Origin of the sequence: Brevibacterium sp. SIMBA_078, from assembly GCF_046534565.1 — a bacterium.
In the GTDB taxonomy this organism is placed as follows: domain Bacteria; phylum Actinomycetota; class Actinomycetes; order Actinomycetales; family Brevibacteriaceae; genus Brevibacterium.
Window position 1 is genome coordinate 279803 of the sequence record NZ_JAWRYQ010000004.1, and the last position, 19868, is coordinate 299670.

The following is a 19868-nucleotide window of genomic DNA, read 5'->3' on the forward strand; positions in this document are numbered from 1 at the left end:
GAGGAACCGACTCAGGAGTCAGCGGTGGGAAGTTCGCCCTTGCACAGCTGATCGGTCGTGATCGAACCGTCGGGGCGCTCTTCGGCCGTGAAGCCGTAGTCGCCGACGGCGTCGAGGTAGGACTTCTCATCGGAGACGATCTTCTCCAGGCCCTTGTTCCATTCGTCGCGCAGTTCCTTGTCATCGCTGCGGAAGACCGTGGCACCGGCACCGACCTGTGGGACGCCGTCGATCTCCTGGACGAAGGAATCGCTGACTTCGACACCGGAATCTTCGGTGTTCTTCTCCATCCAGTTGAGCGAGATGGCGGTGAGCGCGAAGACATCGGCGCGGCCGGTGGTCACGGCGTCCATGCCGTCCTGCGGGGTACCGACCTGCTGAGTCTTGATACCGAGGTCCTTGGCGTAGTCGGATTCAATGGCACCGGTCATGGTGGCGAGCTTGACGCCCTTCTTCTTCACGTCATCGAGGTTCTTCATCCCGTCGAGCTTGCCCTCCTTAGTCATCAGGGCAGTGGTGTACATGAACTCGGGATCACCGAAGGACGCCTGTTCGCAGCGGTCGGGCAGGATCGACATGCCTGCCGAGATCGCATCGAAGCGATCGGCATTGAGACCAGGGATGAGCGAACCGAATTCGGTGTTGACGCCCTCGACGTCGTCGACGCCGAGCTCTTTGAACACGGCCTTGGCCAGTGCCACCGACGCTCCCTGGAGTTCGCCGCCCTCTTCGAAGCTGTATGGTGCCTCACCAGCGAAGCCGACAGTGATCTTTCCTTCGTCGACGGCCTTCTGCAGTGCGGACTCGTCGGAGTCGCTTCCGCCGCAGGCACCGAGAGTGAGCGTCAGCGCGAGAATCGATGTCGCGGCGGCCAGTCCTTTGAGTTTCATTTGCTGTTCCTTCCTTGAACGTCGACACATCAACGTGACGTGCGTCTCTGGAACAGTATTCAATACTTATGTTGTCCGAATGTCACACTGTCTGACAACGTTATATGATCGTGACCGTGATGAATCCTCCGACTTCCGAGCTGCCGGTGCTGCGCAAAGTGGTCCGCTCTTCGACGATCGACCTCATCGTCGACCAGATCCGCAACGCCATCTATTCCGGCTCGCTCGAGCCCGGTCAGTCGATCAACGAAGTGCGCACGGCCGAGCTGCTCGAGGTGTCGCGGCCGTCTCTGCGGGAGGCTCTGCAGCGCCTCATCAGCGAAGGTGTGATGACGCATGCTCCAGGACGAGGTGTGCATGTGAGACGGATGCGCACGGCCGATATCGACGACGTCTATGCCGTGCGGGAGGCGATCGAATCGCAGGCGGTCAAGCTCGTTGTCCGGGGCGGAAATTCGACGGCGCGGATCAGCCGCGCGCTGAGGGAGCTCGAGCGTGCGATCGAGGAGAATGTCGCGCGTACGATCGGCGACGCCGACCTCAACTTCCATCACTCGATCGTCGCGTGCTCCGGGTCAGCGCGGCTGACCGACCTCATGAAGGTCTCGATGGTTCACACCCGCCTGCTGTCGCTGTCGGACAAGCGCGGATATGAGGTCCGGTGCGATGTCCTGGACAGTCACAGGAATCTCGCCGAGGCGGTCGCCGCCGGTGACGAACCCCGTTCCCTTGCCATCGTCGCCCGGGTGATGGCCGAGGCGGCCTCCCGCCTGCACGGAACGGTGGATGATTTCGACGGTCAAGTGGTCAAAGGCACCGACGCTGAGACACCCGCCGACGATCAGTGGCTGCGGCTGCGGCTGCGGGAACAGGCACACTGACGGTTGCGACCTCACGTGTCCGTGACACGGATCTGCCCGCCTCTGATCGGGGCAGACGATACGATGAGGGCATGAAGGTCGTCTGTCCCGGTTCCTATGACCCGATCACCATGGGTCATCTCGATATCATCGCCCGCAGCTCTCGGATGTTCGAAGAGGTCGTCGTGGCAGTGGTCCACAATCCTTCGAAGTCCGGTCGCTTCGACCCGGAGATCCGTGCCGACCTCATTCGCCAGTCCCTGGCCGAGGATCAACGCACTCAGAATGCGCAGAACATCACGATCGACCTCGTCTCCGGGGGCCTCCTCGTCGACTACTGCACGAGAATCGGCGCTCCCGCCGTCGTCAAGGGACTGCGGTCGGGCACCGACTTCGCCTACGAACTGCCGATGGCGCTGATGAACAAACACCTGTCCGAGCTCGAGACGATCTTCGTCCCCGGTGATCCGAAGTTCGAACACGTCTCCTCCTCACTCATCAAGGAAGTCCACGCGGGCGGCGGAAACATCGAAGGCCTCGTCCCCACCTCGGTGCTGGAGGCATTGGGCGGCCGCGGACCCGCGGCCGCGAACGACGACAGCGTCGTCTGAGGGATGAGCGCAGCCGCCGATCCTGCCAATAGGGCCTGGTTCACGGGCCTCGTCGTCCACACCGTCATCGCGCACGCGACGTACAACGGCGTCCGCGTCCTCATCTCCTACCGCACCCTGGAACTCGGCGGATCAGGAGTCGTCCTCGGTCTGATGACCGCGGTGTACTCACTCGTCCCGCTGCTCACCGCGCTCTTCGTCGGCCGCCTCGTCGACCGCGGATACGCCACAGCGGTGCTGTGGGTCGGCACCGCTCTGTCGATCCTGCCCGTCGCGCTCGCGGCCACCGCCCCCAACCTCGGCGTGCTGCTGGTCGCCACGATGAGCCTGGGCTTCGGGCAGCTGCTCACCACGGTCGCCTCCCAAGCGCTCATCCCGCAGAGCTTCCCCGCTTCGAAGCTCACCGCGAAGTTCGGCCACCTCACCCTCGGGGTCTCGATCGGACAGACCATCGGCCTGCCCCTGGCCGGCATGGTCGCCGACGCCACCTCGGGTGATACCGCGATCACGAACGCGCTGTGGTTCATGACCGCACTGTCGGCGCTCACCCTCATCGCCGCCGTCATCGTCATGCTCCGCGGTCGGACCCCTCACGTCTCCCGCGCCGAGGCGGCCGAAGGTGCCATCGCCCCGTTGGCTCTGCTGTCGGTGCGGGGGATGAAGCCCGCGATCTTCGCGTCCATGGCCACGCTCGCCGCCGTGGATCTGATGACCGCCTACCTGCCGCTCATCGGTCAGCAGAACGGACTGACGGTGACAACGGTGACGTGGCTGCTTGCGGCACGGACCTTCGCCTCGGTGATCTCCCGGCTCTTCATCGGCTTCCTCACACGGAAGTGGCGGAATCTCTCCCTGCTGTGGACCGCCTCGGCGGCCGCTGGGCTCTGCGTGGTCCTCATCCCCGTGCTCAGCCAACCGTGGACGCTGGCGATCCTGCTCACGATCGCAGGCTTCTGCTTCGGTCTCACCCAGCCGCTGACGATGACCTGGGTGTCGACGCTCTCAGATCCGGCGAACCGGGCCGCGGTGCTGTCGATCCGCTTGGCGGGCAACCGACTCAGCCAGGTCGCGATCCCCTCGGCCGCCTCGGCGCTCACCGTCATCGCCGGTTCCGGGATAGTGTTCACGATCTCCGGCGCACTGCTCCTTCTGGCCGGCGGCGTCACCTTGCGCAACCAGCACGAGAAATGGTGAGCAGGAACACCTGCGCGGCGGGACGGACCCGATTGGTAATGGCCGCTGACAATGATTAGAATGGTGAGTCGCGTGTGAACGCAGGAGCGACATCCTCAAACGCACCAGGAGGACAGGGCATGAAGAACAGATCTGAATTCGTCTATGATCTCAGATCCATGGGATTGCTCGGTCATCCGGGTGAGTGGGAACGGGTGAACACCACCTTGTCGGCTCCAGCGGATCTCAAGATCGAAGTGATCGGGGTTGCGGAAGGTTCACCACTGACGCTCGAGCTGATGTTCGAGAGCGTGTCGGAGGGGATCTACGTGTCGGGAACAGTCTCGGCGACGGCCCGCGGCGAAGACGCGAGGACGCTCGAACCCATCGAGCTGCCTATAGATGTGGACATCCAGGAGATGTACGTCTATGAGCAGGCCGAAGGGGATGAGGACTCCTACGTCATCGACCGGGATCAGCTCGACCTCGAGCCCGCGATCAGAGACGCCGTCGTGATGGCTCTGCCGTTCAATCCCTCGCGGGATGAGAGCGAGGAGTTCAGCTACACCCTGGGGGAGGACCTCGAGGTGGACGAGGACGAATCCGAATCGCCGTTCGCATCATTGAAGAATCTGTTGGAAGAGAAGAAAGAGAGCTAGACGTGGCTGTTCCGAAGCGTAAATTGTCGCGCAGCAACACCCGCCACCGTCGTTCGCAGTGGAAGGCCAAGGCTCCGAACCTGGTCAAGACTGTGGAGAACGGTCGCGTTGTGTACTCGCGCCCCCACCAGGCCAAGGTCGTCGAAGACGCAGCCGGCACCCCGCTGTACCTCGAGTACAAGGGCCGCAAGGTCGCTGACGTCTGAGACTGTGGACACTGATACCACAGCAGCACTGAAGAAGAGTCTCGGGATCGATATTGATCCCGAGACTTTTCGTCTCGCGCTCACGCACCGCTCCTTCGCCTTCGAGGCCGGTGGGATCCCCACCAACGAGCGCCTCGAGTTCCTCGGCGACTCCGTTCTGGGCCTCGTCGCCACCGAATCGCTGTTCTACGACAACCCGGATCTGCCCGAAGGCCAGCTGGCCAAGATGCGTTCGGCCGTCGTCAACACGCGTGCCCTCGCGTCGATCGCCCGCCGACACGGCATCGGCGAGCACATCCTACTGGGCAAGGGTGAGGAACTGACCGGAGGCCGGAACAAGGACTCGATCCTCGCCGACACGGTCGAGGCCCTCATCGGCGCGACATTCGTCTCCCGCGGACGCGAAGAGGCCTTCGCCTTCGTCCACCGCCTCATCGACGGAATGCTCGACGACGCGGTCAACCTCGGGGCCGGGATGGACTTCAAGACCACCCTGCAGGAGGCCGCGGCGGACCTCGACCTCGGCGCCGTGAGCTACGAGATCACCTCGGCGGGTCCCGACCATGCGATGGTCTTCACCGCTACCGCGATGCTTGGGGCGAACAACTGGGGCGCCGGTGACGGTTCCTCGAAGAAGGCCGCCGAAGCCGCGGCCGCCGAGGTGGCCGTCAAAGCCATCCGCACCATCTACCCGGACTATCGGCGCTGAGCCTCACCGTGGTCTCCTTGTGCGCTCACGGGCGCATGCCTGATCGAATCGAGGGTCACTGATGCCTGAGCTTCCCGAGGTCGAAAGCGTCCGTCGCGGCGTCGACGAATGGACGGCCGGGACCACGATCACCGGCGCCGAGGTGGCCGACCCCCGAATTCTGGGCACGACGTCCCAGCGGCGCATCGATCCGTCTGCGGTCTCCGGGTTCGTTTCGGCCGTGACCGGGCAGCGGATTCTGCGTGCCGAGCGCCGTGGGAAGTTCATGTGGCTGAGCCTGGGGGAGGGGGCTGTGTCGTCCTCGGTCTCGGTCGCTTCATCTGTGCCGAGGCCCGAACTCGGCATCCTCGTGCATCTGGGCATGAGCGGACAGCTGCGCATCCACTCGCCCGACGAGGAGATCCACCGGCATACTCGTGCGGTTCTGCACCTCGACAGCGACCGCGAACTGCGTTTCGTCGACCAAAGGATCTTCGGCCATATCGGCGTCCAACCCCTCGTCCACGGGTACGGTCGACTCGTCCCCGCCTCGGCGGTGCACATCGCGGCCGATCCGCTCGAGCCCGCATTCGATCCGGAGGCCGTTGTCGGTGAACTGGCGAAGAAGCGCACCGCGATCAAGGCCGCGCTGCTCGACCAGACGCTCGTCAGCGGAATCGGCAACATCTATGCCGACGAGGCACTGTTCCGGGCGGGAGTCCACCCCTTGGCGGTGCCGGCACGGACACGCAAGAGCCGCCTCGTGGCGGTGCTCGAATCCGCGACGAAAGTGATGAGCGATGCCCTGGCCGTGGGCGGGACGAGCTTCGACGCTCTCTACGTCAATGTCAACGGCGAATCCGGATACTTCGATCGCGCGCTGCTCGTCTACGGGCGCGGGGGACAGGACTGCGTGCGCTGCGGGACCGAGATCGCCAAGATCACCGTCGGCGGGCGGGGCACTCACTTCTGTCCTGAGTGTCAGAAGGCCCCGCGGTACAGGTAGGCGGAGCAACCTGCTGGTGGCGTCGCAGCTGTTTGGCTTCGTTGCCGAGCCTCAGGCGCGGTGCACCCCAGCGGCCAAGAGCATCCCGCCCCTTTGCTCGCAGTCCCTCGCCTTCGCCGCAAGTCCTACAGTCAACGGTCCATCGGTCACCGGCAACGGCATGATGCACCGCTGCAGCGCGGTGAAATGAAACTCAGGGTGAAGGATGCCGGGCAGGAGAGGCTGTCGAGACCTCTGGCCTCAACGCAGTGAAGCGTAGACTCGGGCGAGAGGTCGCCACCTCGGCGCTCAGGCGGAGAGGAATGCTCATGTTCACGGTTCCAACGATCGCTGCAGGGATCGTGCTCCTGCTCGTCAGGGCAGTTCTGACGGTGGCCTTCGTCCGCGAGTTCATGGTCAAGGCCAAGGACATTCCGCGGTTCGCCAAAGCGGATGGGCTCAATGTTCCGACCGCATGGTTCGTCGCCATCGCCGAGCTTGCCGCCGCAGTCTCATTCGCCACCGGCGTCCTCGCGCAATGGGCCGGTCTCGGCGTCGTCGTGCTCATGCTCATCACGACGAGCCTGCACGTCTTCAAATGGCACTCGAAGTACTGGGCCTCGGCGGGAGGTCCCGAATACGACATACTCCTGCTGGTGCTGGCCGCGGTCATCACCGCATTCGGTGCCGGCCCGATCGCCATTCCGGCTCTGTTCGGGATGTAGTTGCGTCTGGGTTCGTCCGGCTCACGACGAACGAGTCAGCCGGCGGATGAAGACGAGGGTCGCCACCGTGAGCAGGCCGGGAATGACGAGGCCGAAGATGATGAACCCCGGCAGGCTGCCCAGACGATCGAGCATCCACTGGAAGTTCATCCCGAAGAACCCCGTCGCCAGAGTCAGCGGCAGAAAGATCGTCGCCACCAGAGTCAGCCGTTCGGACACGACGGAATCCTGTTCGTTGAGGATGTCGCCGAGCATCGCATAGAGACGCGTGGTCATCGACTGATTCGCCCCGAACGCCGCTGAAGCACGGGCGAGCAGCCGCTGATGGTCCTCGCCGAGGCTCTGCGCGAGCTCTTCCTCGTTCGACAGCAGCCTCTGCTGTGCGGCCTGGGTCTCACCGATCCGGAAGAGCTCGGCTCGCAGTCTCCCCATCGTCCGCCGCCGCGGTGAAGACGCGTAGCCCACGGACTGTGCTTCGAGCTCCTGGCACCGATCATCGATCTCGTCGAGTGCCTCTTCGCAGCGGCGCGCCACATTGAGAATGAGCTCGACGAGCACGGTCCACGTATCGCCGGCATCGGCAGGAAGCTTTCCCGCGATGGAGTCCAGGGCCTTCTTCTCACCGATGACGAGCAGGCCGCGCTCTCGGGCGTGGAGCTGCAGCGCGTGGTGGGCACGATCCTCGTCGAGGACCTGCAGCACGAGGCTGATCTGGTCGTCGACGACCGCAGCCATCGGCCGCCTCGGCGGAGGATGTGCGCTGTGCACCGTCAGGTCGAGGCTATTGGCCGCCTCATCCGTCAGCTCTCGGTCTTCGGGGGTGGCGAGAACGCAAGGAGTGCCGGCAGTGTGCTCACGCAGCGCCTCGATGCTGTCGATCACGATCATCAGTCTCGCCCTCCGTCTCTCGTCATCAGCGGTGCCGCATGCGAACACAGTACCAAGACGTCAGTGCCGGAATGCCCTCGCAAGATACGCTTTGTGGCCGTCGATGAGCGCGCGTTGCGCCTCGGTGTGGTCAGGCGGGGAGAGAAGGTTCGCGGGGTTCGTCGGAGACAACCACAGTGAGTCGATTTCGACGATCCGACCGTCTCGCAGGCGCGCTGCCGCAGCCAGCCGATAGCGCGAACCGGGAGCCGGTAGGAGGATGCGGTCGAGATCCCGCCAGGCGATCCGATGAGGTCTGCCGGTGAAGCCGCACCAGATGAACTCCTCGGGAGTGATCTCCAACCGCGCCCGGGCTCCTAAGTGGAAATTCACCCACGCGCCGATGAGCGCGATGACCGGTGCGAAGAGGAAGATGAGAAAGAAGGGTTCGGCGAAGATCGCCAGGATGATCACCGTGATGAACGCGAGAATCGCCATGACGACGAGCATCCAGCCGATGAGCTTCGAAATGTTCCCCTCGCGTCTGATGACTCTGTTCATCTATCGACTTCCTTTCCTTCAAACCACCTGACGGCGGCCCAGCAACCTCGCGCGAGGTAGCTGGGCCGCCGTCAGGTAGCAATTGGGGGTTAGTCCTTTGTTGAGGTGTCCTTGTCCGTGGTCTTGGCGGCATCCTCCGAAGACTCGGCCGGCTCGTCCTCGATCTGGAGTTCCGAGGTCTCGAGGCCGAAGATCTCGCCGTCGTACTCGTCGACCGCGGTGGCCACCGAGGTCTCGAGCACGTGTGCGGCCAGCTGCTCCTGGATGATGAGCGGATCCTTCGACAGGTCCTTCCACACCGCCACGCACAGCAGCAGCATGACGATGACGAACGGCAGGGCGGAGACGATCGTGATGTTCTTCAGCCCGTCGAGCGCCTCGGCGGGATCGGAACCGCCCGCCAAGAGCATCACCGCAGCCACGGCACCGGTCGCGGTGCCCCAGAAGATCACGAGGCCCTTGCCAGGTTCCTGCATGCCGTTGGCCGACAGGGTGCCCATGACGATCGACGCGGAATCCGCGCCGGTGACGAAGAAGATCGCGATGAGGACGACCGTGACGATCATCAGGATGATCGCAATGAGGTTCGGCAGCGGCAGAGCGCCGAGGAGGTCGAACAGGATCGTGTCCATGTTGATGTCCGGTTCGCCGTCGACGACCTTCGCCAGCGCCTTGACCGTGCCCTCGCCGCGCTCGGCGCGCTCCTGGATGCCGATGGCACCGCCGCCGAAGATCGCGAACCAGATGGTCGAGACGACGGAGGGGACGATGAGCACACCGGTGACGAACTGACGGACGGTGCGACCGCGCGAGATGCGCGCGATGAACAGTCCGACGAAGGGCGACCATGACACCCACCATGCCCAGTAGAAGACCGTCCACGACGACAGCCACTCATTGACACCCTGACCGTCGGCAGCCGTTCGGGACGCCAGCTGCGGCAGGTCCTGGATGAACGTACCCACCGAGGAGGGGATGACGTTGAGGATGAACAGCGTCGGTCCGCCGATGAAGACGATGAGGGCGACGATGACCGCGAGCACCATGTTGATGTTCGACAGCCACTGGATGCCCTTCTCCACACCCGAGACCGCGGAGGCGACGAATGCGGCCGTGAGGATCGCGATGATGATGACGAGCACCGGTGAGGTGACCTCGGACATGATGCCCGCGGACTCGATGCCGCCGCCGATCTGGATGGCGCCCAAACCCAGCGAGCAGGCCGAACCGAACAGAGTCGCGAGGATCGCAAGGATGTTGATGACCTTGCCGCCGATTCCGTTGACGGCGCGTTCGCCGAACACCGGGGTGAACATCGACGAGAACAGCTGCGAGCGTCCCAGACGGAACGAACCGTAGGCCACGCCGAGACCGACGATGGCGTACATCGCCCACGGGTAGAGCGTCCAATGGAACAGAGTCGTTCCCATGGACGTGCCCATCGCCTGGGGCGTGGAGCCGTCGACCGTGTTCGGGGGAGGCGACATGTAGAAGAAGAGAGGCTCGCCGACCGCGGAGAACACGAGTCCGATGCCCATGCCCGTGGCGAACATCATCGCGATCCACGAGGAGGTCTTGAACTCCGGCTTCTCATCGTCCTTGCCCAGAGGGATCCGACCGAACTTGCTGACGGCGACGACGATGACGAAGATCGTGAAGATCGTGGCGGCGATGACGAAGAGCCACCCGAAGTTGTCCATCACTCCGGTCAGCAGCGTACCCGCCACCGAACCGAGAGTCTCGGGGGAGACGAAGCCCCAGACGACGAACGCAACGGCGAGGATGCCGGCCGCGAAGAAGACCACCTTGTCCAGACCCTCACGTTTGAAGGGCCGGAGCGCGGTCGTCGGATGCTTCAGGTGCTCGATGAGCTCCTGAGTCTTGGTATGTTCACTGCTCATAGCGATCGGGCCGATCGGGGGCGGGTCCTCGGAGACGCGAATGAGAACGGGCTGCCGGCTCGGCGTTCCTTCCTTGTTGACTGCATCGGACGGTTGGCACAAGCAGGGGCCCTGCCGCGCACGACAGGGCCCCTCCCAGCTCCCCCGGCTGGGCTCGAACCAGCGACCCTTCGATTAACAGTCGAATGCTCTGCCAACTGAGCTACGGAGGAAAACGGCGCAGTCGCCTGCGCACGAGGAGAAACTCTACCAAAAGATTCGGGATCTCGCCGCCGCCTGCGGATATGCTGGTGCCCAATATGCATCTCAAAAGCCTGACACTGCGGGGATTCAAGTCCTTCGCCTCGGCGACGACCCTCCGATTCGAGCCGGGAATCACCTGCGTCGTCGGACCCAACGGCTCGGGCAAGTCCAACGTCGTCGACGCCCTGTCCTGGGTGATGGGCGAACAGGGTGCGAAGAATCTGCGCGGCGGAAAGATGGATGACGTCATCTTCGCCGGAACTTCGAAACGTCAGGCCCTGGGCCGCGCCGAGGTGACCCTGACCATCGACAACACCGACGGAGCCATCCCCGTCGATTACACCGAGGTGACCATCTCGCGGACCCTGTTCCGCACCGGCGGATCCGAATACGCCGTCAACGGGGCACCGGCGAGGCTGCTCGACATCCAAGAGCTGCTCAACGACTCCGGCCTGGGCAAGGAGATGCACGTCATCGTCGGACAAGGCCGCCTCGACGCGATCCTCCATGCCGATCCGCTGGAGAGGCGCAGCTTCATCGAAGAGGCCGCCGGGGTGCTCAAGCACCGACGCCGCAAGGACAAAGCGGTCCGCAAACTCACCGGACTGCAGACGAACCTCGACCGGCTCACCGATCTGCGCACCGAACTCAACCGGCAGCTGGGGCCCTTGGGGCGGCAGGCCGAGGCCGCTGCGAAGGCAGCGACCGTCCAGGCGACTCTGCGCGACGCCACCGCCAGACTGCTCGCCGACGATGCCGTGCGGATGCAGTCCTCCCTGGCCTCGACGAGCGAGGGCGAAGACCACAGCGACCGCATCGCCGAACTCGACCATCGCCGCACCCGCACCGAGGCGCGTCTGTCGGAGATCGAAGCGCGGCTGTCCGAACTCGACAGCGAGCTCGAAGTCCAGCGCACCGCCGAATCGCGGACTCAGACACAAGTCGTGCGTGCACAGGGGCTGAGCCAACGCGCCGCGGACAAGCGCTCCCACCTGCTCTCGGAGGTCACGAGCCTGGGGCAGAGGGAATCGAAGTCACCCGAAGAGCTGCGCGCTCAGGCCGAACGCAACCGCTCCGAACTCACCGACGCCGAGGCGGTCGTGACCGAGAAGACGACCGCACTCGAGGCCAGCCAACAGCGGAAGGAAGAGCTCACCCGAGCCCTGCGCACCGCCGAAGACGAGGTCAAGGCCGCACAGATCGCCATCACCGAGGCGGTGAAGAACCGCTCGGCGCTGCAGTCGAAGCAGACGCAGGCGGCTGAGCGGATCACCGACCTCAAGTCCCGGATCGAAGCCAACCGCGCAGAGATCGAAACCGTCACCGCCCGCATCGCCGAGCGCAGCAGGGAACTCGAATCGGCCGAGACCGGGGTCGAGGACGTCGAAGCCGGTGAGACCGAGCTCGACTCCGCGTATGAGGCGGCACAGGAGCGCCTCGAGAAATTGGAGGCCGAACGCACTGGCCTGCAGGAGCAGCGGGCACAGGTCGCGTCCGAACTGTCCTCGGCGAAGGCCCGCGCGGAAGCCCTGGCCTTGGGCACCGCCCTGGAAGCCGATCTCGAGGACATCGTCAATGCGGATCTGCCGGGAGTGCGCACAGCCGTGACCGAACGGCTGAGCGTCGACCACGGGTTCGAGATGGCCGCGGCCGCGGCTCTGTCGACGACGGTCTCCGGCGTCATTGTCGACGACAGCGAAGTGGCGCTGGCAGTGCTCGACCACCTCGGCGAGGACACGAACGTGTCCCTGACGATCCCAGCCGGTGCCGAACCTGCGGAAGGGAAGGGCGGCAGGAGTGCCCCTGAGGCCCTGCCGGAACTGCCGGAGCTGCCTGCGCTGGAAGGCCTGCGATGGCTCTCCGATGTCGTCGACAGCGACGTCCCCGAACTGCGTGCTCTGCTGGCCCGGGCTCTGCACGGTGTCGTCTGCGTCCCCGATGCGCGCACCGGAATCGAGCTGACCGAGGCCCGGCCCGAACTCACCGCTGTCACCGTCCACGGTGAAGTGCTTACCGCGACCCGCATCAGCCGGGCCCGGACCGCCTCGGGCACACGCCTGGCCTCGCAGACCGCTATCGAGGACACTCATTCCCTCATCGCCGATCTCGAAGACCGGGAGGGGAAGCTCGACGCCTCCGTGAGGGAACTCGAACCGCGCCTGACCGCGGCACGTGAGGAATCGGCCGCAGCCCTCGATGCTCTCCACTCCTCGGATGCGAAGATCATGGCCGCGGCCGAGGAGGTCTCGCGCATCACCGGTGAGATCGGTGTGGCTCGCACTCGCCTGCAGCGCGCGCAGGAGAACGCGACCGAACTCGAATCCCGCCTCGCCGTCGCCGAACGCGACTCTCAGTCGGCTGCGGCGGCACTGGCCGGTGCCGCCGAGGTCGACGAAGTCGTCGATACCGCCGCTCGGGATGAACTCAGCGCACAGGTCGCCCAAGCTTCGGAAGACCTCGTCGAAGCCCGTATCAGTCACCGGTCGGCTGCCGACCGGGCCCGGTTCTTAGGCGACCGAGTGGAATCCCTCCTGCGGGCTGCGAAGGCCGAAGAAGTGGCGCGGGAGCAGACGCAGCGCACGATCGCGAAGAAGAAGCGCGCGGCCGCCTCGGTGCAGCTCATCGCCGAAACCGCGGCCGAAGCCGCGGAGCTGGCCACCTCCACGGTGGCCGAGCTCGGTGAGGCGATCCAGGTCCTCGTCGACGAACGCGGCGGTCTGCGCGAAGAGAAGGGCCGCCTCGGCGAGGAATTGGGGTCGACCCGAACCCAGCTGCAGAAGCTCAAAGACGCCGCCGCCGAAGCCGAACTCGCGAAGGAGCGTTTCCGGCTGAAGCTGGAGGAGATCGCGCACCGATCGGAGGAGGAGACGGGGTTGGGAATCGACCGCCTCATCGACGAATTCGGGCCGCATCTGCCCGTTCCGTCGTTCGAAGAGGACGTCGAGGACCGGCCGTATGTGCGCGCCGAGGTGGAGAAGCGGCAGAAGCAGGCGGCGTCGCAGCTCAAGCGCATCGGCACGGTCAATCCGCTCGCGCTCGAGGAGTACGAGGCGCTGAAGGAACGGCATCAGTTCCTCGAGAAGCAGATCGCGGACATCGAATCCTCCCGCAAGGACCTCATGCAGCTCGTCGAGGAGGTCGATCGGCACGTCGAACGCGTCTTCGCGGAAGCCTATGCCGATACGGCGCGGGAGTTCGAGGACATCTTCTCGCGTCTGTTCCCCGGCGGTGAAGGCGCACTGAGCCTGACCGATCCGAACGATATGCTCACCACCGGCGTCGACGTGCACGCTCGCCCGGCCGGCAAGAAGGTCAAGCGTCTGTCTCTGCTCTCCGGAGGGGAGCGGTCGCTGGTGGCTGTGGCCATGCTGGTCGCGATCTTCAAAGCTCGGCCGAGCCCGTTCTACGTCATGGACGAGGTTGAGGCGGCCCTCGACGATCTCAACCTCTCGCGCCTGCTCACGGTGTTCAAGGAGCTGCAGGATTCCTCGCAGCTCATCGTCATCACCCACCAGAAGCGGACGATGGAGATCGCCGATGCCCTCTACGGAGTGACGATGCACGGCGATGGGGTGTCGAAAGTCATATCGCAGCGGATCCCGTGATCGGCAGTCCGCTCTTCGGCCGGCGCGCCCGAGGTGGCAGGCCCGCCGCTGGGGCACAAGGCCGTTTGACGGTGATGCCCAGGACAGTCCCAGGGAATTTTGCAACTGCCGCACGGCGGGCGAGCACAATAGTCGTGTCCGGGGACTATAGACTTGGGCCGAGACACAGGTATTCGAAGAACGTGAGGAGCGGGACGTCCATGGCCGAGGCTGCTGTACTGCGAGGTGGCTCGAGGGCATGAATTCGGTACTTGTCATCATCGTCGGACTCGCGATCTCCTTCGCCCTGGCACTCGTCGTCGTCCTTCTCGTGGCTCTGCCCGGCCTGCGCGCCGAAGGACGCCTGCGATACTCCTCCGACGTGCAGCGATTCCGTCTGCCGCCCGAGTGGACCGGCTACGACGACGAAGTCCACGAATTCTTCGGCCATGATGACGGCACCTCGCACCTGGCGACCAGGGAACAGGCGGCGGTGACCGCGATCCGCGATCACTCCTATGTGCTCCGGCCGCAGCCCCGACGCCATGCCGCGCCCTCGCTCATCACGGTCCGCCCGCGCACCCGCCACTGGAAGATCCCCGAGTCGGGAACAGGGTGGAAGACCACCGCCGGGCTGCTCTTCGGCAGCCGCGGATCCTGACCTGAGACCCATGCGGCCTCGAGTGGTCGAGGCCCGCGACAATGGAGACCGCGCCGACTGATTCCGGCGCGCTCACCGACACACTGACACCACCGGAAGAGTCCGGGAACTCGAGTGCGGGCGGCCCGAACGGCGGCACTCAAAGGAGGACGGAAGAACCATGGATCAGCCGATCATCTTGCTCATCGTCGCGGCGATCGTGTTCGCTCTCGTCGTCGGCGTGGGCATCTCGCTGCGCGTCAACGCGCGCAAGAAGGGCCTCGATGACAGACGCGGCATCGATGCGGAGGTCACCGGTGAGCTGAGCATCGATGACGTCGCCGAGGCGGTCGAGAAGGACAAAGCCGAAGCGCGCGGTTCCGAGGTCCCCACCGAACCGGCCAGCCGCCTCGTCCGCCTGCGTGAGCGCCTGGCGAAGTCGAACAGCGGGCTCGGGCGCGGACTGCTCAACCTCCTCTCCCGTGACAATCTCGACGAGTCCGCCTGGGAGGAGATCGAGGATACGCTCATCCTCGCCGACGTCGGCGTCGAACCGACGACCGAGCTCGTCGACCGCCTGCGCGAACGCGTCAAGGTGCTCGGCACCCGGGATCCCGAAGAGGTCCGCGGGCTGCTGCGCGAAGAGCTCATCAAACTCGTCGATCCGACGATGGACCGCTCGCTCGCCGATACCGGCAAGGACGGCGACCCCTCGGTCATCCTCGTCGTCGGGGTCAACGGTGCCGGGAAGACGACGACGGTGGGCAAAATCGCCCGCGTGCTCGTCGCTGAGGACAAGTCCGTGCTGCTCGGCGCCGCGGACACCTTCCGCGCCGCCGCGGCCGAACAGCTGTCCACATGGGGTGAACGTGTCGGCGTCGAAACCGTGCGCAAGGAAGAAGGCGCCGATCCCGCCTCGGTGGCCTACTCAGCCGTCGAGAAGGGACAGGCCGACGGTTCCGACGTCGTCCTCATCGACACCGCCGGACGTCTGCAGAACAAACGCGGACTCATGGACGAACTCGGCAAGGTCAAACGAGTGGCCACCCGACCGCTGGGGGAGGGCCACGAGATCGACGAGGTGCTCCTCGTCCTCGATGCGACCACCGGTCAGAACGGCATGCAGCAGGCGAAGGTCTTCGCCGAGGCGGTCGACATCACCGGGATCGTGCTCACCAAGCTCGACGGCACAGCGAAGGGCGGAATCGTCGTTGCCGTCCAGCGTGAACTCGGGGTGCCGGTCAAACTCATCGGCCTCGGCGAAGGCGCGGACGACCTGGCGCCATTCACCGCCGAAGGGTTCGTCGACGCCCTGCTCGACTGAGGGCTGATTGAACGCTCAGCAGTCCCGACTGCATTGTCGCGCAACTGATCCCGCGCATTCTTCGAGCCTGGTCTCACCCGCATATTCGCAGGGTGAGACCAGGCTCGTCACATTCCGGAAACATTGACGACTCACCACTGTGACATGTGTCATGCAGACTGTGTCTGCCCGGTTCGATTCGGAACCGGCCGAGACACGAAAGAGACGACATGGAACTCGATGCAGTGAATGTATGGATGATGGTCGCCGCGGGGTTGGTGCTGCTCATGACCCCCGGGGTGGCGTTCTTCTACGGAGGAATGACGCGGATCACCTCGGCGATCAATATGATGATGATGGTCTTCTCCGCGATGGCCGTCGGTGGACTCGTCTGGGTCCTCTTCGGCTACGGACTGAGCTCCGGTGACTCGATCGCCGGAATCGTCGGCAATCCGCTGTCCGAACTCGGACTCACCGGCTCGGTCGCGAACGACCCGGCCTCGCTGATCTCCATCGGCTACGGTTCGACGTTCGCGATGATCGCGATCGCCCTCATCGCCGGCGCGGTCGCCGACCGGGCGAAGTTCTCCACCTGGCTGGTCTTCTCCGCCGCGTGGGTGACCCTCGTGTACTGCCCCCTGGCGTTCATGGTCTGGGGAGACGGACTGCTCAGCGAATCCGGTGCGATCGGCAGTCTGTTCGGGCCGGCCATCGACTTCGCCGGAGGCACGGTCGTCCACATCAATGCCGGCATCTCCGCCCTCGTGCTCGTCGTCGTCATGGGTCGTCGTGCCCGCTTCTCGACCCCGCACAAGCCGCACAACATCCCGATCACCGTGCTTGGTGCGGCCCTGCTGTGGTTCGGCTGGTTCGGCTTCAACGGCGGTGCCGCCACCACCATCGAACAGGGCGGACTCATCTGGATCAACACGCTGGCAGCACCTGCCGCCGGCATGATCACCTGGATCATGATCGAACGACTGCGGGCCTCGCGACCGAGCAGCATCGGCAGCGTCTCGGGAGCGATCGCCGGCCTCGTCGCGATCACCCCGGCGTGTGCGAACGTCGATCCCTATGCGGCCATCCTCATCGGAATCGCGGCAGGCGCCGGTGCGATCTTCGCCGTCGAAGCGAAGAACCGTCTGCGCTATGACGATGCGCTCGATGTCGTGGCCGTCCACCTCGTCGCCGGAATCATCGGCACCGTGATGATCGGGTTCTTCGCCTTCCCCAACGAAGACGGACCGGCCGGTCTCTTCTACGGAGGCGGACTCGAACTCCTCGTTGCACAGGTGCTCGCCTGTCTCGTGGCCATCGTCTTCGCCGGTCTCGTCACGCTCGCGATCTCCCTGGTCCTGCGCTCGACGATGGGGCTGCGGATCGACCCGCGGGAGGAACTCGAGGGAATCGACACCTTCGAACACGCCGAGCAGGCCTACTCGTTCCGGTGACCCCAACAGACGCCCGTCCAGGCGGCCGGTGGGTCTCGCCGGCCGCGTGAACGGGGGAGAGTGCGACGTCGTGCTCATTGATCGCCTCGGCAGGGTGGAAGCAGACCACCCCGCCGAGGCGATCGGCCGTTCCACGCGCAGGTGAAGCATTTGTGCCGCCTCGGCGTTCGGCAATTGACGAATACGGGAAGGCCAGCGCCACCTCGGCGAGGGGTCACGGGGCAGTGTCAGCACTCTTGGTTTCAGCCCGGCACGGGGGAGTTGCTAGTCTAGAGAGTCGACCACACCATCGTGAAGAAGGCTTGTACGTGTTTAACTCTCTGTCCGACAGGCTCACCGCGACTTTCAAGAATCTGCGCGGGAAAGGCCGGCTGTCCGAAGCCGACGTCGATGCCACCATCCGTGAGATCAGACGTGCCCTGCTCGACGCCGACGTCGCCCTGCCTGTCGTGCGTGCCTTCACCGGCCGAATCCGGGAACGCGCCCTGTCCGAGGAGGTCTCGGGCGCACTCAACCCCGGCCAGCAGGTCGTCAAGATCGTCAACGACGAACTCGTCGGCATCCTCGGCGGGCAGACCCGTCGACTCAACTTCGCCAAGCGGCCGCCGACGGTCATCATGCTCGCCGGTCTCCAGGGTGCCGGTAAGACCACCCTGGCAGGAAAGCTCGCACACTGGCTGAAGTCCGAGGGACACCGGCCGATGCTCGTCGCGGCCGACCTGCAGCGTCCCAATGCCGTCAACCAGCTCCAGATCGTCGGCGAACGTGCCGGTGCCGTGGTCTTCGCCCCGGAACCGGGCAACGGCGTCGGCGATCCGATCCAGGTCGCCACCGACTCGATCGAGGTCGCGAAGTCCAAGCTCCACGACGTCGTCATCGTCGATACGGCCGGTCGCCTCGGCATCGACGAGGAGCTCATGCAGCAGGCCGCGGACATCCGCAGCGCGGTCAACCCCGACGAAGTCCTCTTCGTCATCGACGCGATGATCGGTCAGGACGCGGTGAAGACCGCCGAGGCGTTCCTCGACGGCGTCGACTTCACCGGTGTCGTGCTCTCGAAGCTCGACGGTGACTCCCGTGGTGGTGCCGCGCTGTCCGTCGCCGAGGTGACCGGAAAGCCGATCATGTTCGCCTCCACGGGCGAATCGATGAAGGACTTCGAGCAGTTCCATCCGGACCGGATGGCCGACCGGATCCTCGACATGGGCGACATCATGACGCTCATCGAGCAGGCCGAGAAGAACTTCGACGAAAAAGAGACCGAGAAGCTCAAGAAGAAGGTCGAATCCGGCGAGGACTTCGACCTCAACGACTTCCTCACGCAGATGGCGGGCCTGAAGAAGATGGGCTCGATGAAGAAGATGCTGGGCATGATGCCCGGTATGGGCCAGTACAAGGAGCAGCTGGCGAACTTCGACGAGCGCGAGGTCGACCGGGTCGAAGCGATTGTGAGATCGATGACACCCCAGGAGCGCTCCAACCCGAAGATCCTCAACGGCTCCCGCCGTGCCCGCATCGCCAAGGGCGCCGGCACCACGGTCACCGCGGTCAACCAGCTCATGGAGCGCTTCACCCAAGCGCAGAAGATGATGCGGTCGATGACCCGCGGCGGCGGAATGCCCGGAATGCCCGGCGGCGGAGGTATGCCGCAGATGCCCGGAATGGGCGGAATGCCTGGTGCCGCGGGTGGCAAGAAGAAGAAACCCGCAGGGAAGAAGAAGGGCCGCAAGGGCGGTCAGTCGGGCAACCCGGCCAAGCGTGCGCAGGAGGCGCAGGCGCTGGCTGACAAGAAGGCGGGCAAGACCCAGGACCCGGTCGGCTCGGCCTTCGGCGGAGTCGATCTGGGCAAGGACGAGGAATTCGATCCGGCGAACCTGCCCAAGGGCTTCGGCGGAATCTTCCCAGGTGGCAAGAAGTAGAGCCTTCTGGCACAATTGACTCTTGTACTTTTGCTCTCGGTCCGGGCCCTCTCATCCGCGCCGAAGTGATAGTCCGAGCCGCGGCTTCCAGCAGATCAACCCCACGATTCTTCTGGTACAGCTGTGCACACAGAACACAAAAGGAGACACCACTAAAGTGGCAGTCAAAATTCGTCTGACCCGCATGGGCAAGATCCGTGCACCCTTCTACCGCGTCGTCGTCGCTGACTCGAAGACCCGTCGTGACGGTAAGGCCATCGAACAGATCGGCATCTACCACCCGACCCGTGAGCCTTCGGTCATCGAGATCGACTCCGAGCGCGCACAGTACTGGCTCGGCGTCGGCGCACAGCCGAGCGACCAGGTCAAGGCTCTGCTCAAGCTCACCGGTGACTGGCAGAAGTTCACCGGCGAAGGCGAAGCGGTCAACACCGTGAAGCCGCAGCCGGAGAAGGAAGCCTACGTGGCCCCCAACGCCGAATCGGTGATCAAGGAAGCCATCACGCAGAAGGGCGGCAAGTCCGCTGAAACTGCCGAGGCTCCGGGCGAGGAAGCAGCCGAAGCCGCACCTGAGGCCGCTGAAGAAAGCGCTGAAGCCTGAG

Annotated in this window: 18 protein-coding genes and 1 tRNA gene; 14 read left to right on the forward strand and 5 right to left on the reverse strand. The window is 64.7% G+C overall.

The features are described from left to right. Positions 1 to 11: 11 nt before the first annotated feature. The gene (locus tag SB749_RS16125; RefSeq protein ID WP_410711200.1) at positions 12 to 890 is read right to left on the reverse strand and encodes a transporter substrate-binding domain-containing protein; all 879 of its coding nucleotides are present in this window, start codon (positions 888 to 890) and stop codon (positions 12 to 14) included. Between the two features lie 119 nt (positions 891 to 1009). On the opposite strand from SB749_RS16125, the gene SB749_RS16130 reads away from it, so the two are divergent. From SB749_RS16130 to SB749_RS16165, 8 genes are all read left to right on the forward strand, one after another. Beyond that, entirely contained in the window at positions 1010 to 1771 is a 762-nt protein-coding gene (locus SB749_RS16130; RefSeq protein ID WP_410711201.1) for a GntR family transcriptional regulator, read from the forward strand. Positions 1772 to 1842: 71 nt separating this feature from the next. Then, complete coding sequence (gene coaD / locus SB749_RS16135) at positions 1843 to 2361, forward strand: pantetheine-phosphate adenylyltransferase (RefSeq protein ID WP_410711202.1); 519 nt, start codon at positions 1843 to 1845, stop codon at positions 2359 to 2361. Between the two features lie 3 nt (positions 2362 to 2364). Further along, complete coding sequence (locus SB749_RS16140; protein WP_410711203.1) at positions 2365 to 3555, forward strand: MFS transporter; 1191 nt, start codon at positions 2365 to 2367, stop codon at positions 3553 to 3555. Positions 3556 to 3674: 119 nt separating this feature from the next. Beyond that, on the forward strand, positions 3675 to 4193 hold the full coding sequence (locus SB749_RS16145) for a YceD family protein (RefSeq protein WP_039210983.1): 519 nt from the start codon (positions 3675 to 3677) through the stop codon (positions 4191 to 4193). 2 nt (positions 4194 to 4195) lie between these two features. Further along, positions 4196 to 4399 carry a 50S ribosomal protein L32 gene (gene rpmF / locus SB749_RS16150; protein ID WP_025777330.1) on the forward strand — a complete coding sequence of 68 codons (204 nt, stop codon included), beginning with the start codon at positions 4196 to 4198 and terminating at the stop codon, positions 4397 to 4399. 4 nt (positions 4400 to 4403) lie between these two features. Beyond that, positions 4404 to 5108 (forward strand): ribonuclease III, encoded by a 705-nt coding sequence (rnc, locus tag SB749_RS16155; protein ID WP_025777329.1) that lies wholly within the window; start codon positions 4404 to 4406, stop codon positions 5106 to 5108. A 61-nt stretch (positions 5109 to 5169) separates the two neighbouring features. Next, positions 5170 to 6093 carry a bifunctional DNA-formamidopyrimidine glycosylase/DNA-(apurinic or apyrimidinic site) lyase gene (gene mutM / locus SB749_RS16160; RefSeq protein ID WP_410711204.1) on the forward strand — a complete coding sequence of 308 codons (924 nt, stop codon included), beginning with the start codon at positions 5170 to 5172 and terminating at the stop codon, positions 6091 to 6093. Positions 6094 to 6401: 308 nt separating this feature from the next. Continuing rightward, positions 6402 to 6797 (forward strand): DoxX family protein, encoded by a 396-nt coding sequence (locus tag SB749_RS16165; protein WP_410711205.1) that lies wholly within the window; start codon positions 6402 to 6404, stop codon positions 6795 to 6797. Positions 6798 to 6818: 21 nt separating this feature from the next. Here SB749_RS16165 and SB749_RS16170 read toward each other — a convergent pair whose 3' ends face one another. The 4 genes from SB749_RS16170 to SB749_RS16185 all read right to left on the reverse strand — a co-directional run bounded on the left by SB749_RS16170 (position 6819) and on the right by SB749_RS16185 (position 10338). Beyond that, positions 6819 to 7679: a CorA family divalent cation transporter gene (locus SB749_RS16170; protein ID WP_410711206.1), complete on the reverse strand. Its 861-nt coding sequence runs from the start codon at positions 7677 to 7679 to the stop codon at positions 6819 to 6821. 66 nt (positions 7680 to 7745) lie between these two features. Further along, positions 7746 to 8225, reverse strand: a complete 480-nt coding sequence (locus tag SB749_RS16175; protein ID WP_410711207.1) for a hypothetical protein — start codon at positions 8223 to 8225, stop codon at positions 7746 to 7748. A gap of 89 nt (positions 8226 to 8314) precedes the next feature. Beyond that, the gene (locus tag SB749_RS16180) at positions 8315 to 10126 is read right to left on the reverse strand and encodes a BCCT family transporter (protein ID WP_410711208.1); all 1812 of its coding nucleotides are present in this window, start codon (positions 10124 to 10126) and stop codon (positions 8315 to 8317) included. A gap of 139 nt (positions 10127 to 10265) precedes the next feature. Then, positions 10266 to 10338 (reverse strand) — tRNA-Asn (locus SB749_RS16185). Between the two features lie 87 nt (positions 10339 to 10425). Between SB749_RS16185 and smc the strand changes: the two genes are divergently transcribed. The 6 genes from smc (at position 10426) to rpsP (ending at position 19867) form a co-directional block, all read left to right on the forward strand. Continuing rightward, positions 10426 to 13974, forward strand: a complete 3549-nt coding sequence (gene smc, locus SB749_RS16190) for a chromosome segregation protein SMC (protein WP_410711209.1) — start codon at positions 10426 to 10428, stop codon at positions 13972 to 13974. Positions 13975 to 14212: 238 nt separating this feature from the next. Continuing rightward, positions 14213 to 14614 (forward strand): hypothetical protein, encoded by a 402-nt coding sequence (locus SB749_RS16195; protein WP_039210980.1) that lies wholly within the window; start codon positions 14213 to 14215, stop codon positions 14612 to 14614. A gap of 160 nt (positions 14615 to 14774) precedes the next feature. Continuing rightward, positions 14775 to 15917, forward strand: coding sequence for a signal recognition particle-docking protein FtsY (gene ftsY, locus SB749_RS16200; RefSeq protein WP_101544616.1), 1143 nt, complete (start codon positions 14775 to 14777; stop codon positions 15915 to 15917). Positions 15918 to 16126: 209 nt separating this feature from the next. Continuing rightward, positions 16127 to 17347 (forward strand): ammonium transporter, encoded by a 1221-nt coding sequence (locus SB749_RS16205; RefSeq protein WP_025777323.1) that lies wholly within the window; start codon positions 16127 to 16129, stop codon positions 17345 to 17347. 308 nt (positions 17348 to 17655) lie between these two features. Continuing rightward, positions 17656 to 19266 carry a signal recognition particle protein gene (gene ffh, locus SB749_RS16210; protein WP_410711210.1) on the forward strand — a complete coding sequence of 537 codons (1611 nt, stop codon included), beginning with the start codon at positions 17656 to 17658 and terminating at the stop codon, positions 19264 to 19266. 157 nt (positions 19267 to 19423) lie between these two features. Beyond that, positions 19424 to 19867 (forward strand): 30S ribosomal protein S16, encoded by a 444-nt coding sequence (gene rpsP, locus SB749_RS16215; RefSeq protein ID WP_410711211.1) that lies wholly within the window; start codon positions 19424 to 19426, stop codon positions 19865 to 19867. Position 19868: the final 1 nt, after the last annotated feature.

What these genes read in the sequence shown, in the direction of transcription:
- SB749_RS16125 (WP_410711200.1), bottom strand. Translation starts at nt 890, where the DNA reads ATGAAACTCAAAGGACTGGCCGCCGCGACATCGATTCTCGCGCTGACG.
- SB749_RS16130 (WP_410711201.1), top strand. Translation starts at nt 1,010, where the DNA reads ATGAATCCTCCGACTTCCGAGCTGCCGGTGCTGCGCAAAGTGGTCCGC.
- coaD (WP_410711202.1), top strand. Translation starts at nt 1,843, where the DNA reads ATGAAGGTCGTCTGTCCCGGTTCCTATGACCCGATCACCATGGGTCAT.
- SB749_RS16140 (WP_410711203.1), top strand. Translation starts at nt 2,365, where the DNA reads ATGAGCGCAGCCGCCGATCCTGCCAATAGGGCCTGGTTCACGGGCCTC.
- SB749_RS16145 (WP_039210983.1), top strand. Translation starts at nt 3,675, where the DNA reads ATGAAGAACAGATCTGAATTCGTCTATGATCTCAGATCCATGGGATTG.
- mutM (WP_410711204.1), top strand. Translation starts at nt 5,170, where the DNA reads ATGCCTGAGCTTCCCGAGGTCGAAAGCGTCCGTCGCGGCGTCGACGAA.
- SB749_RS16165 (WP_410711205.1), top strand. Translation starts at nt 6,402, where the DNA reads ATGTTCACGGTTCCAACGATCGCTGCAGGGATCGTGCTCCTGCTCGTC.
- SB749_RS16175 (WP_410711207.1), bottom strand. Translation starts at nt 8,225, where the DNA reads ATGAACAGAGTCATCAGACGCGAGGGGAACATTTCGAAGCTCATCGGC.
- SB749_RS16180 (WP_410711208.1), bottom strand. Translation starts at nt 10,126, where the DNA reads ATGAGCAGTGAACATACCAAGACTCAGGAGCTCATCGAGCACCTGAAG.
- smc (WP_410711209.1), top strand. Translation starts at nt 10,426, where the DNA reads ATGCATCTCAAAAGCCTGACACTGCGGGGATTCAAGTCCTTCGCCTCG.
- SB749_RS16195 (WP_039210980.1), top strand. Translation starts at nt 14,213, where the DNA reads ATGAATTCGGTACTTGTCATCATCGTCGGACTCGCGATCTCCTTCGCC.
- ftsY (WP_101544616.1), top strand. Translation starts at nt 14,775, where the DNA reads ATGGATCAGCCGATCATCTTGCTCATCGTCGCGGCGATCGTGTTCGCT.
- SB749_RS16205 (WP_025777323.1), top strand. Translation starts at nt 16,127, where the DNA reads ATGGAACTCGATGCAGTGAATGTATGGATGATGGTCGCCGCGGGGTTG.